The organism is Pseudomonas sp. AM8, from assembly GCF_036346475.1.
Taxonomy (GTDB): Bacteria; Pseudomonadota; Gammaproteobacteria; order Pseudomonadales; family Pseudomonadaceae; genus Aquipseudomonas; species Aquipseudomonas marginalis.
The window spans coordinates 189,885-202,574 of sequence record NZ_JAOTNX010000006.1 but is presented as its reverse complement, the minus strand read 5'-3'; the positions used below and the strand labels follow the sequence as shown (position 1 = coordinate 202,574).

Genomic DNA, 12,690 nt, shown 5'->3' with positions numbered 1-12,690 from the left:
ATGCGCGCTCTACTCGTGCTGTTCAGTCTGCTGCTGCCGTTGTCGATGGCCCAGGCCGCCGACAAACTCCAGGTGGTTACCAGCTTCAGTATTCTCGATGACATCACCCACCAGATCGGTGGCGATCACATCCAGATCAGCAACATGGTCGGCCCCGACGCCGATGCCCATACCTACGAGCCAACCCCGGACGACGCCAAGGCGCTGCTCAAGGCCAAGCTGATCATCAAGAACGGCCTGGGCTTCGAGCCGTGGCTGGACCGCCTGGTGACCAGCACCGAAACCAAGGCCACGGTGGTCACCGCCAGCAAAGGTGTGATCTCCCACACCATGGAGGAAGACGGCGATACCATCCCCGACCCGCACGCCTGGCACAACCTGGCCAACGCCGAAATCTATGTGAACAACATCACCAAGGCACTGGTGGCCGCCGACCCGGCCAACAAGGCCGACTACCTGCGCAACAGCCAGGCCTACCTGAAAGAAATCTACCGCCTGCTGGCCGAAGCCAAGACCAAGTTCGGCGCGCTGCCACCGGGTAACCGTCGCATCGTCACCTCCCATGACGCCTTCGGTTACCTGGGCCAGGCCTATGGCATCCAGTTCCTGGCGCCACAAGGCCTGTCCACCGAACGTGAACCTTCGGCCGCCGAAGTTGCCGCGCTGATCACCCAGATCCGCAAGGACAAGGTCAAGGCGGTGTTCATGGAAAACATCAAGGACTCGCGCCTGCTCAAGCAGATCGCCGATGAAAGCGGCGCGCAGATTGGCGGCACGCTGTACTCCGACGCCCTGGCTGCCGAAGGCCCGGCGAGCACCTTCACCGGGCTGTTCGAGTACAACCTCAACACCCTGTGCGCAGCGTTGAGCAGGCCGTGACCCTGAGCATGCTCGAACTGGAAGGGGCTGCCGTCGGCAGCCGCTTTCCACTCGCCGCCGTGCTCGACGCCCTGCCGTGGAACAGCGATGGCCTGATCGCCGCCATCGCCCAGCAACACGGCAGCGGCGAAGTGCTGATGCTGGCCTGGATGAATCGCCAGGCCCTCAACGAAACACTGGCTACCGGGCAGGTCTGCTATTGGTCGCGCTCGCGCCGACAGCTGTGGCGCAAAGGCGAAAGCTCCGGCCACTGGCAACAGTTGGTGGAAGCGCGCCTGGATTGTGACGGCGACGCGGTACTGCTGATCGTCGACCAGCAAGGCCCGGCCTGCCACACCGGCCGCCACACCTGTTTCTACAACGCCATCGACGGCGCTTACGTTCACATCATGACGGAGCCAGTTGCATGATCCGCAAGAACCCTTCCGGCGATCTGCCGGTGATTGCCGAATCGGCCTACGTCGACAAGACCGCGATCATCTGCGGCAAGGTCATCATCGGCGAGAACGTGTTTGTCGGCCCCTACGCCGTGATCCGCGCCGACGAAGTCGACGCCGGCGGCGCCATGGACCCGATCACCATCGGCGCGAATTCCAACATCCAGGACGGCGTGGTCATCCACTCCAAGTCCGGCGCGGCGGTGACGATAGGCGAATTTACATCCATCGCCCACCGCTCCATCGTCCACGGCCCCTGCACCGTCGGCGACCGGGTGTTTATCGGTTTCAACAGCGTGCTGTTCAACTGCGCCGTCGGCGATGGCTGCGTGGTGCGCCATAACTCGGTGGTCGACGGCCGTGATTTGCCCGCCGCCTTCTACGTGCCCTCCACCACCCGCATCGGGCCGAATACCGACCTGTCGCAATTCCCGCCGGTGAGTGTCAGTGCCTCGGAGTTTTCCGAAGACGTGGCACGTACCAACGTCGACCTGGTGCGCGGTTACAAAGCCCTGCAAAACGAGTTCTAAGCCATGAGCCGCCTGCTGATCCGCAACGCCCGCCTGGTGAACGAAGGCGAGGAATTCGACGCCGACGTGCTGGTCGCCAATGGCCGTATCGAAAAGATCGCCAGCAGCATCGGCGGGAACGCCGCGCCCGTGTCCATCGACGCCCAAGGCCAGTGGTTGCTGCCGGGCATGATTGACGACCAGGTGCACTTTCGCGACCCCGGCGCGCCGGACAAGGGCAGCTTCTACAGCGAGTCCCGTGCAGCGGTAGCCGGCGGCATCACCAGCGTCATGGACATGCCCAACACCAACCCGGCCACGCTGAACCTGGAAGCCCTGGCCGATAAAAAGCGCCGCGCGGCCCTGCACTCGGTGGCCAACTACGGCTTTCACTTCGGGGTCAGCAACGACAACCTCGACACCGTCGCCGCCCTCGACCCGCGCGAAGTGGCCGGGGTCAAAGTATTCATGGGTGCCTCCACCGGCAATATGCTGGTGGACGACCCACGGATCCTGGAACGGCTGTTTGCCGAAGTGCCGACCATTCTGCTGGCCCACTGCGAACACACGCCGAGCATCCAAGCCAACGAGCAGCGCATGCGTGAACGCTTTGGTGACAGGATCCCCGCCGTCGCCCACCCGCTGATCCGCGATGCCGAAGCCTGCTATCGCTCATCCTCCTTCGCGGTGGAACTGGCCAAGCGTCACGGCACGCGCCTGCATGTACTGCACCTGACCAGCGCCCGCGAGTTGGCATTGTTCGAAGACAAACCCCTCGCACAAAAACGCATTACTGCTGAGGTCTGCGTGCATCACCTGCTGTTCGATGACCGTGACTATCACCGCCTCGGCCACCAGATCAAATGTAACCCGGCGATCAAGACCCGCGCCGACCGCGACGCCCTGCGCCTGGCCTTGCTGAGTGATCGTCTGGATGTGATTGGCACTGACCATGCGCCGCATACCTGGGCGCAAAAACAGTTGGGGTATCGTGAAGCGCCTTCGGGTCTGCCCCTGGTGCAACACGCGCTGCCGGCGTTGTTGGAATTGGTCGCCGATGGGCTGCTGCCCCTGGCCACCCTGGTGGCCAAGACCAGCCACCGTGTCGCCGACCTGTTTGCCATCCCCGACCGGGGTTACCTGCGCGAAGGGTATTGGGCCGACCTGGTGCTGATCAAACCGGAGCCCGAGGGAAAGCCGGTCAGGGATGAGCCGATTCTTGCCCGCTGCGGCTGGACACCGTTCGCCGAACGCAGCTTTCGCCACAGCGTGAGTACCACCCTGGTCTCCGGCCACCTGGCCTGGCACAACGGCCAGGTGGTCGACAGCTGCCAGGGTTTACCGCTGCATTTCCTAAGGTAGGCGCGAGCTTGCTCGCGAAGAGCGTTAACGATAACGCAGGGGACCTGACACCCGGTGGCGCTCTCCGGTTTTTCGCGAGCAAGCTCGCTCCTACAGGTTAAGCGCGAGGCTTGACCGTACCGCAATCGTTGCCCAGCCATTGGGCGTGGGTGTCCAGGCTGCCCTTCTGCTGAACGCCGGTGGCATTGAAGGTGCCGTTGACGGTGGTGGTGAATTCTTTCTGGCTCTGGAAGGTAGCGACGCCGGTGCCCTGGGCTTTCGGGCAACTGAAACGGAATTTCCACTGGTTACCGGTCTTGTCGGTCACTTCCTGTTTGCAGCCCGATTGCGGGTCGGTCAGGGGGATTGAATCAGAGGCGACTTGTGCCGGGGTGAGGCACACCTGCACGCCTTTGCCGGCCATGGTGATGCCTTGCTTTTCCAGCATGGCGCGCTGTTCGGGGGTCATCTGTTGCTTGAGCTGACCGAGGATCAGCGACAGGTCCGGCAGGTCCTGGTTATCGACTTTCATGTTGCTGGTGGTCAATTCCCACAAGCCCGGCGCCAGCATCTGCGCCTGCGCTGCCAGCGGCAACGACAAACCAATAACCATGGCCAAACCAAGCAGACGAGCATTCATCGGGTAACTCCTGGGCAATTGTGGGCGTTAGACGCCGCAAAAGTGCCAGTGTTGCACGCCAAATAAAATAGCGACATTCGCAGCCGTTCATGGTCTGTTAGGCATTGGATTGCCTGGAGTACCGTCGTCCATGGATTTCTTTGGCCCGCACCTGCTCGCCTACTTCATCGCCACGCTGCACTTTCTCGGGACTCTCGCCGCGATCCACGCGGTGCTGACCGTCAGGACCGCCCAAGGCTCGATCGCCTGGGCCCTGTCACTGATGTTCATGCCCTATCTCACCCTGATCCCCTACCTGATCTTTGGCCGCAGCACCTTCGACGCGTATATCCAGGCCCGTCGCCAGGCCAACCAGGAAATGCACACCGCGATCACCGAGCTGAACTGGCGCCCCTGGGTCGAGGAGGCTCTCGCTGCGCGCAACTCCAGCGCCTACGCCTCGTTACGCGCCATGCCCAAGCTGGGGCGCATGCCGTGCCTGGCAAACAATGAAGTGCGCTTGCTGATCAACGGCGAGGCCACGTTCAGTGCAATCTTCGACGCCATTCGCAGTGCCAAAACCGCCGTGCTGTTTCAGTTCTTCATCATTCATGACGATGAACTCGGCCGTCAGTTACAGGCGCTGTTGAAGGAAAAGGCCGCCCAAGGCGTGGGCATCTACGTGCTGTACGACCGCATCGGCAGCCACGCCCTGCCCCATCAGTACGTGCAATCGCTGCGCGACGCCGGGGTGCAGGTCAAGGCATTCGCCACCCGCAGCGGTTGGCTCAATCGTTTCCAGGTCAACTTCCGCAACCACCGCAAGATCGTGGTGGTGGACGGTGTCACCGGGTTTGTCGGTGGGCACAATGTGGGCGATGAATACCTGGGCAAAAAACCGCCATTGGCACCATGGCGCGATACCCATGTGCAAGTCACCGGCCCGGTGGTGGCGTGTTTGCAGGAGTCGTTTGCCGAGGACTGGTTCTGGGCCGCGCGCGAGCTGCCGCCGCTGATTCTGCCGGACGCCTACCCCGAAGACGGCGTGCTCTGCCAATTGCTCGCCAGCGGCCCGGCCGATCCGTATGAAACCTGTTCGCTGTTTTTCGTCGAGGCCATCCATGCGGCCACCGAGCGGGTGTGGATCACCAGCCCATATTTCATCCCCGACGAAGCGGTGTTCGCCGCCCTGCGCCTGGCGGTCCTGCGGGGCGTGGACGTGCGCCTGTTGCTGCCATCGCGGCCCGACCACCGCATCGTGTACGCCGCGTCCAGCCTGTATGCGATCGAAGCGGTGCGCGCCGGTGTCCGGGTGTTCCGCTATACGCCGGGTTTTTTGCATCAGAAGGTGGTGCTGGTGGACAACGAGATCAGCGCCATCGGCAGTGCGAACATGGACAACCGTTCATTCCGGCTGAATTTCGAAGTGATGTTGCTGACGGTCGACGAAGCCTTCGCCAAGCAGGTGGAACAGATGCTGCTGGACGACTTCGCCCAGGCCCATGAAGTGAGCCAGGAAGAAAGCCGCGAGACCCGCCGCCTGCAGCAACTGGGCATGCGGGTGGCGCGCTTGATCTCACCGATTCTCTAACGGCCAATGCGGTAAAAAATGTGGGAGGGAGCAAGCCCCCTCCCACAGTTGGATCTCCACTTTTCTGGAACATCAGCTCAGCGATAGATGTCTTCCCGCGTCCACGGCAGTTCATGGCTGCCATCCGCGTGAGGCTTCACCGCGAGGATCTGGTGCAGGTTGATCCAGCCCCGCGCAAACGCATAGGCACACCCGGCCAGGTACAGCCGCCAGATGCGTAACGCCTGCTCCGGCACCAGCTTCGCCGCCGCTTCCAGGTTGTCTTCCAGGCGCTCGCTCCAATGGTCCAGGGTGCGCGCGTAATGCAGGCGCAGGCTTTCGACGTCGACCACTTCCAGCCCGACTTCGCTGATCTCGGCGGTCATCATCGCCAAATGGGGTAGTTCGCCGTTGGGGAACACATAACGCTCGATAAACTCCCCGGCGCCACGGCCAACAGGCCGGCCGTCGGTGTGCTTGGCGGTAATGCCGTGGTTCATCACCAGGCCGCCTTCGCGCACGGCACCAAACAGGGTCTTGCAGTATTGCGCCAGGTTGGCGTGGCCGACGTGTTCGAACATGCCTACGCTCACCACTTTATCGAAACGACCATCCTGGGGCAGATCGCGGTAGTCGAGCAGTTGCAGGTCGATCTGGTCTTCCAGGCCCTCGGCTTTCACCCGCTCCTTGGCCAATGCCAGCTGTTCCTTGCTCAGGGTGATACCAAACACTTTCACCCCGAACTCACGCGCTGCGAAACGTGCCAGGCCGCCCCAGCCACAGCCTACGTCGAGCAGGTACTCGCCTGGCTGCAAGCGCAACTTGCGACACAGGTGGCGGAATTTGTCTTGCTGGGCCTGGTCGATGGATTCGCTGCCGGTTTCGAAATAACCGCAGGAGTACGCCATGTCCTGGTCCAGCCATAGCTGGTAGAACGCGTTGGACAGGTCGTAATGGTAGGAAATAGCCGCGGCGTCGGTGGCCTTGTCGTGGATCGAGCGCACCGGCAGACTCGCGCCGTCGTCCTCGACCAAGGCATGACTCAACTCATCACAGACCCGGATCACTTCGCTGATGGAACCTTCCAGCTCCAGTTTGCCCTCGACGAAGGCTTCGCCCAATGAGTCGAGCGTTGGATGGGACAGTTTGGGCACGACCGTGGGGTCCTTCACCACGATGGTCACACTGGGCTCGGGGCCCAAGTTGAATTCATGGCCATCCCAGAGTCGAAGACGCAGCGGCAGCTGAAGATTCTGTAAGGCCGGTGGAAGTTGCGCGAGCATGAGTAGTCCCCCCTTGTTTCAGACGTCTGGAATGAGGGTAGACCATCCCGAGAAAAAGTAGGAGGCTATCGATTTGATAGCGTTCTTCTATGGGGCCCGGCGCTGGAGCAAACCGTCCTGGATCCACTGTTTCAGCCATGTCACCGCTTGCAGTGGTGCACCCTCTCCATAAGTGACTGCCAGTTGCGCACACAGTTCTGCGAAGCGCCAACCGGTCGTCACCATCCCCGCCAGCGCAAACGCCTCGGCCGGTCCCAGGCTTCGATAACGGCACACATTCTGATCGCGCCATACCAGGCAGATCTGTGCGAAGTCCAAGGTGTGGCTGTCGGGGAAATCCGCGCCATCCTTGCTGGCACGCCAGATGGCCACGGTGTTGAGGTGGCAAAGCCGCTGCTGTACGGATGGTGTCAGGGAGACCTGCAAACCGGGCCAATCCTCGGGCGGCAGCACCGCCATATCATCCTGGGTCAGCGGCTCACCCTGCGGCGCATCGAACGCCAGGGTGAAGGCCCACTCCAACTGGGCCAGTTCAACCAGCGGCGCACTTTGCTCGGCTACCAGGTGCTCGTGGATAAACGCCGGAAACCGCTCGCCCAACCAGCGCAGGCTGTAGTGGGCCGACGGATAACGACGCACATAGGCTTGCGTCAGCAGCGCAAACTCATCATCCCCCAGCCAATACCGGATGGCGCTGAAGTCGTGCCGCAACACCTCCTGCAGCCGTGCCAGATAAGCGTTGTGATAGATCGCCAGGCCAGTGTCTACATCCAGCGTCGGTCCGCCCAATAACGTGGCGGCAAAGCCACTGTTGGCATCAGGCGTCTGCGCTGACAAGTGCTGTTCAAAGGCCAACTGCCAGTCGGTCAGGCGCATAACGACCTCCGGGCCAAGGCTGCGGCGCCCAGCTTCCGGGCCTTTTCCAGCTCGGTGAGCAGCGCTTCGAACGGCGGGAAATGGTCATCGCGCTCCAACAGCGTCGAGACCGGCCCCAAATGCTCCAGGGTCTGTTGATACAACGCCCACACCGGGTCGCACACCGGATGGTCGTGGGTATCGACCACGTAGTCGCCGTAATCCATATGCCCGGCCAGATGCAGCTGGCGGATGCTGTCGGGCGGCAGGTTGCGGATAAAGGTCCAGGCATCGAAGCCATGGTTGCGCGCACTGACATACACATTGTTAACGTCGAGCAGCAACTGGCAGCCCGACAGGTGGGCCAGGGCATTGAGGAATTCCCATTCGGTGAATTCATCCGCCTTGGCACGCACATAACTGGATACGTTTTCCAGCACCAGCGGGCGCTGCAACACATCCTGCACTTGGCGAACGCGAGCAGCTACGTAGTAGAGGCTTTCTTCGGTGTAAGGCAGGGGCAGCAGGTCATGCAACTGGTGCGCGCTGCCACGGCTCCAGCACAAATGATCGGAAATCCACGCGGGCTGGATACGCTCCGCGAGCTGCTTGAGGTGTTTCAGGTAGTCCATGTCGACGGGGTGGGGGCCGCCGATGGACAGGGACACACCGTGCATCACCAACGGGTAACGCTCGGCTATCGCATCCAGGTAGTACAAGGCTTTACCGCCCTGCACCAGATAGTTCTCGGAGATCACTTCGAACCAATCCACGGCCGGCGCTTGTTCAAGGATCTGCTGGTAGTACTCACTGCGTAAACCCAGGCCGTAACCCAGACTTGGAAGGGACGCGGACATGACTCGCTCCTGGGCAAAGTGTCCGCAGCGGTGGGGACTGCCACTGCGGTTGCACTCGTTTGCCGGTTATTCGCCGACTTTGCCGCCCGCTGCGTCACAGGCGGCCTTGGTCATGGCCTTGAAGCCGTGGCCCTTGCACACCGCCTGGCCTTTGCAGGCGTTTTCAGCGGTTTTGCAGTCGTTCATGCCTTTGCAGGACGTCACGCCGTAGCAATGCACTTGCGCATCGGCGGCTTGTACCTGGGTCGCAACACCAGCAAACATGGTGGCGGCGGCCATCGCCAGGGCAGCACCAGCAGCAGCGGATTTAATCTTCATTCTCATATTCCTCGTGATCGGTAGTGGCGTCGGTCTGAACGGATTGCCCAGTCTCGACACAGCACTAGAGTGAGGCCCCTTATCGGCGTTACAGCCGTATGCAAATATTTCTGAAATTAATCCTCAAGCTTCGACAGCGGCTCCTGAAACCGCAGCAAACGCCCGGCATTGCCCAGTACCAGCAAGGTGCTGAGGTTATGCAACACCGCCGCAATCATCGCCCCCGCAGCACCCAACCAGCCAAAGGCGGCAAACACCACGATGGCCAAGGTCCAGCCCAGGCCGATGACCACGTTGACCTGCAACGTACGCCGGCACTGGCGACTCAAGCGCACACAGGTGCCCAGGCGCCGTAGGTCGCTGCCGATCAACACCACATCCGCCGAGGCCAGCGCAATGTCCGCCCCACCCGCGCCCATGGCCACCCCAACCACGCCAGCCTTGAGCGCCAGGGAATCGTTGATCCCATCACCGACCACCATGGGCCGGAAGCCGCTGCCGATTTCCCCAAGCACGCGGTTGAGCTTGTCTTCCGGCAACGCCTGGGCTTCGACATCGCTGATGCCCACGTCCAGCGCCAGGCTGTCGGCCACGCTTTGACGGTCGCCAGTGAGCAGCAGTTGACGACCCAGGCCCAAATCCCGCAACTCTTGCAGGGCCTGGCGCGCCTCCGGCTTGACGCTGTCGGCCAGCAGCAGCCAGGCCAGGAACTGCCCGTTCAGGGCCAGCCCGGCAATCGGGCCGTCATGGTTCGGCACCGTCGTCGTGACAATACCCAATTGCTCGAACAACTCGGGACGGCCCAACGCCGCTTCGCCCTGCTCGGTCTGTGCCACAACGCCCAAGCCCTGGCGCTCGCGAATATCCGTGAGCGCCAGCATTTGCGCCTGAGTCGCCAACCCCGCCAACGCACGGCTGACCGGGTGGCTACTGGCCGAACCGAGGCTGGCCGCAAGGTTGAGCAGCGCCTGGCGGTCGGTCGACGAGGTCTCGATGGACTGCAAACGCAGGGTGCCAAAAGTCAGGGTGCCGGTCTTGTCCACCACCAGCGAGGTCAGGTCCGCCAACTCCTCGAGGAACGCCGAGCTGCGAATCAGGATCCCATGCCGGGCCGCCACGGCGATCCCGGCAATCGCCGTCGCCGGTGCCGACAGCACCAGGGCGCATGGGCACGCCGCCACCAGCACCGCGAGCATCGCCTGGGCGTCATTGGTCACAAACCAGGTCACTGCCGCCAGCAGCAACACCAACACCATATAGCTGCCCGCGTAACGCTCCAGCAGCCGCGTGATCGGCGGCTTGGAACGTTCGGCGTTTTGCATCAGCGCGATGACTTTGCCCAGGGTCGACTCGTTGCCGGTGCGCGTCACTTGCAGGCGCAACAGGCCATCGAGGTTGATCGCCCCGCCAAACACCTGCACACCCACACTGGCTTCCAACGGCACCGACTCACCGGTGATCGGCGCCGTGTCCAGGCTCGCCTGGCCCGACAGCACCACGCCATCGGCGGGCACCCGATCACCGGCACGCACCTCGACGATATCGCCGGTGCTCAGCGTGCCGTTATCCACTTCGATGATGCTGCCGTCGACCTGCACCCGCCGCGCATGGCTGCGGGTCAGTTTACCCAGGGCATGAATCGCCTCCTGGGAGCCGATCACGCTGCGCTCTTCCAATACGTGGCCGAAGATCATGATGATCGGCAGCAGCGCGGCGGTCAGCAGATCGCCGGTGGCCCAGGCGCCGAGCATCGCCAGGGCGATCAGTTGGTCGGTAATGCCATGCAGGCTGGGAAAACGCAGGCTGTACCAGGCCGAGCGCATCACCGGCACCGCCACCAGCAACGAGGCCACACCGAGCAGCAACTGGCTGACGCCCGTCTGGTCCGGCGCCAGCCAGCGCCATACCAGCCCCAGCATCAGCAAGCCAAGGGCGAGCATGGCCAGGGTCAATTGCCGGGCAGCGCTGCGCTGCTCGGCGGAGGTCAGCATGGGTGCGCTCATTGTTCGGCTCCCTGGATGATCAAGCGGGAGTCGTCTTTAGGATCGACCGTGGTCACCGAACCGGCCTGGCCGAGAATCTTCGGCATACGCTCGCGGTACAGGCGCAACAGCAAGCCCGGGTCTTTGACCTGGGCCAGGCTGGCGACCGTGGCCGTTTGCGCCTGGGCATTGGCCAGGCGTTCACTGGCCTGGGCGTGGGCGACCTGCACCAGGCGGTCGGCCTGCTGGTTGGCGCTCTGGGTGAGTTTTTCCGCTTCGGTCCGGGCGTTTGCCACGGCTTTGTCGGCTTGTTGACTGGCGGTGAGTACGGCGTTGAATGCGTTCACCGCCGGGCCCGGCAGGCTCGATTGCACATCGACCCGCGTCACCTCGATGCCCAGCCCCAGACCGGTGGCGGCCAACTCGGCCAGGCGCTTGTTGACGCCTTGCACCAAGTCACCCCGCAGCCGCTCGCGACGCTCGGCGGCGCCGTTGTCGGTACCGATCAATTCGGGGCGCGCCACCAGGATCGTGTCCAGATCGCGCGCCGCCGTCAGGACCACGGCGCTGCGGGTCACCAGGCGATCCAGGGCGGGCAGCACATGCGCGCCCTGCAACACAAAGGCGTAGGGTTCGGTGACCTTGTAGAACACCCGCACATCCAGCTGCACCACTCCGGCATCGCCGGTCAGCAGGTAGCCGGAGCCGGCCAGGGCATCGCTCAAGGGCGTGGCGAAACTGGCCACACGATCAGCCTGCACCGCCGCATCGGAACGTAACAGGTTCTCCACCCGACGCTCGATCACCCGGTCGGCCGCCGGCAATAACACCACCTGCTCGAACGGCTGCGGCCAGGCCAGCAGCAGCCCGGCATTCTGGATGCGGTCGAGGGCGCCGAAGTGCAGCACCACCGCACGGTTCTGCGGGTCGATCTGCCGCACATTGGAAAACGCCCATGCCAATGCGGCCAACACCGTCACCGCGTACAACGCCAGGAACGTCAGGCGCCCGGCCTGGATCCAGGGGCTGTCCGGGCTGTCACGCTCGGTCATGGCTGAACGTCCTTGGGCCCGTCCACCAACGCGCGAAAGGGCGCGGCGTCGGTGCGCAGGATGATTTTGGTGCCGGGGGTCACGACCGTGCCCAAGGTATCCAGGGAACGCAGCAAGTTATACAGCTGCGGATTGCCGGCGTAGGCACGCCCATAAATCTGCGCGGCTTCGACCCGTGACTGGGCTTCGATGTCGGCGGCTTTCACCGTGGCATCGGCCTGCACGATGCGCGCGTCACGCTCAGCCGCAGAGCGAATCTGCGCGGCCTCGCGCTTGCCCACGGCCGTGCGTTCGGTGGCGATGGTTTCGCGCTCGGCACGCATGCGGTCGACGGTGGCGGTGAGTGTGACCGACGGCAACGTCAGGCGCTCGATCCCCACCTGCGCCACGCGCACGCCATAGGTGGTGAGCAATTGTTGATCAATCTGCTGGCGCAGCTGCGCCTCGAAATCGGCAATGCGCACCTGGCTGGCCTCAGTGTTGATCAAGCTCGAAAGGTCAAAGCTGGCCGCCGTGGTTTCCAGCGCCGAGCCGACGAAGGTGCGGATCTGCCGCGCCGCCTCATCCGGCTGGTTCTGCACGGCGCGCATAAAGCGCTGCACATTGTCGGCATCGCCCTGCACCTGCCACGCCACATAGGCCTGCACGATAATCCGCAGGCCGTCGCGCGTGCCCACATCCTGCAAGCCGCTGGAGGTGGTGCGCAGGCGCAAGTCCACCGGGATCGCCGCCTCGAACGGCGCCGGCCAACGCCAGCCCAGGCCCGGTTCCAGCAACACCCGCGACGGGTTGCCGAAGCGGGTAATCACCGTGGCCTCGCCGGAGCGCACCTGCACCAGGCTCGCCGCCGCCACCGCGAACAGCACCAGCAACACCGCCCAGGCCATACGCCGCCAAGGGAAAGGACCCGCCGCCTGTTCATCACCGTGATGATGGTGATGGTGGCCGTGGTGGTGACCATGATCGTGAGAATGAGCGCTCAACAGAC

The 12,690-nt window shown here is 63.2% G+C and carries 13 protein-coding genes; 5 read left to right on the top strand and 8 right to left on the bottom strand.

The annotated features are described in order from the left end of the window. Genes V3W40_RS16595 through V3W40_RS16580 form a run of 4 tightly spaced genes read left to right on the top strand, consistent with a single transcriptional unit; the run spans position 1 to position 3,187 of the window. The gene (locus V3W40_RS16595) at positions 1 to 879 is read left to right on the top strand and encodes a metal ABC transporter substrate-binding protein (RefSeq protein WP_330215363.1); all 879 of its coding nucleotides are present in this window, start codon (positions 1 to 3) and stop codon (positions 877 to 879) included. Then, positions 876 to 1,289 (top strand): phosphoribosyl-AMP cyclohydrolase, encoded by a 414-nt coding sequence (gene hisI / locus V3W40_RS16590; RefSeq protein WP_330215362.1) that lies wholly within the window; start codon positions 876 to 878, stop codon positions 1,287 to 1,289. Before V3W40_RS16595 ends, hisI begins: the two co-directional genes overlap by 4 nt. Beyond that, positions 1,286 to 1,846, top strand: coding sequence for a gamma carbonic anhydrase family protein (locus V3W40_RS16585; RefSeq protein ID WP_027608202.1), 561 nt, complete (start codon positions 1,286 to 1,288; stop codon positions 1,844 to 1,846). Before hisI ends, V3W40_RS16585 begins: the two co-directional genes overlap by 4 nt. Positions 1,847 to 1,849: 3 nt before the next feature. Further along, a complete protein-coding gene (locus V3W40_RS16580; RefSeq protein ID WP_330215361.1) occupies positions 1,850 to 3,187 on the top strand; it encodes a dihydroorotase in 1,338 nt (445 codons plus the stop codon). A gap of 97 nt (positions 3,188 to 3,284) precedes the next feature. Here V3W40_RS16580 and V3W40_RS16570 read toward each other — a convergent pair whose 3' ends face one another. Beyond that, a complete protein-coding gene (locus V3W40_RS16570) occupies positions 3,285 to 3,806 on the bottom strand; it encodes a DUF3617 domain-containing protein (RefSeq protein WP_330215360.1) in 522 nt (173 codons plus the stop codon). Between the two features lie 130 nt (positions 3,807 to 3,936). Here V3W40_RS16570 and cls point away from each other — a divergent pair, with 130 nt between their 5' ends. Next, entirely contained in the window at positions 3,937 to 5,376 is a 1,440-nt protein-coding gene (gene cls, locus V3W40_RS16565) for a cardiolipin synthase (RefSeq protein WP_065926783.1), read from the top strand. Positions 5,377 to 5,453: 77 nt separating this feature from the next. Here cls and cfaB read toward each other — a convergent pair whose 3' ends face one another. From cfaB to hflC, 7 genes are all read right to left on the bottom strand, one after another. Continuing rightward, complete coding sequence (cfaB, locus tag V3W40_RS16560; RefSeq protein WP_330215359.1) at positions 5,454 to 6,638, bottom strand: C17 cyclopropane fatty acid synthase CfaB; 1,185 nt, start codon at positions 6,636 to 6,638, stop codon at positions 5,454 to 5,456. A gap of 87 nt (positions 6,639 to 6,725) precedes the next feature. Continuing rightward, a complete protein-coding gene (locus V3W40_RS16555) occupies positions 6,726 to 7,514 on the bottom strand; it encodes a DNA-binding domain-containing protein (RefSeq protein WP_330215358.1) in 789 nt (262 codons plus the stop codon). After that, positions 7,505 to 8,350: an MNIO family bufferin maturase gene (gene bufB, locus V3W40_RS16550; RefSeq protein WP_065926786.1), complete on the bottom strand. Its 846-nt coding sequence runs from the start codon at positions 8,348 to 8,350 to the stop codon at positions 7,505 to 7,507. Before bufB ends, V3W40_RS16555 begins: the two co-directional genes overlap by 10 nt. A 66-nt stretch (positions 8,351 to 8,416) precedes the next feature. After that, positions 8,417 to 8,668, bottom strand: coding sequence for a BufA2 family periplasmic bufferin-type metallophore (gene bufA2, locus V3W40_RS16545; protein ID WP_027608195.1), 252 nt, complete (start codon positions 8,666 to 8,668; stop codon positions 8,417 to 8,419). A 116-nt stretch (positions 8,669 to 8,784) separates the two neighbouring features. Next, positions 8,785 to 10,671 (bottom strand): cation-translocating P-type ATPase, encoded by a 1,887-nt coding sequence (locus V3W40_RS16540; RefSeq protein WP_065926787.1) that lies wholly within the window; start codon positions 10,669 to 10,671, stop codon positions 8,785 to 8,787. After that, positions 10,668 to 11,702 (bottom strand): protease modulator HflK, encoded by a 1,035-nt coding sequence (hflK, locus tag V3W40_RS16535; RefSeq protein WP_330215357.1) that lies wholly within the window; start codon positions 11,700 to 11,702, stop codon positions 10,668 to 10,670. The genes V3W40_RS16540 and hflK overlap by 4 nt, the downstream gene beginning before the upstream one ends. Beyond that, positions 11,699 to 12,688: a protease modulator HflC gene (gene hflC / locus V3W40_RS16530; RefSeq protein WP_161985718.1), complete on the bottom strand. Its 990-nt coding sequence runs from the start codon at positions 12,686 to 12,688 to the stop codon at positions 11,699 to 11,701. Before hflC ends, hflK begins: the two co-directional genes overlap by 4 nt. Positions 12,689 to 12,690 lie beyond the last annotated feature (2 nt).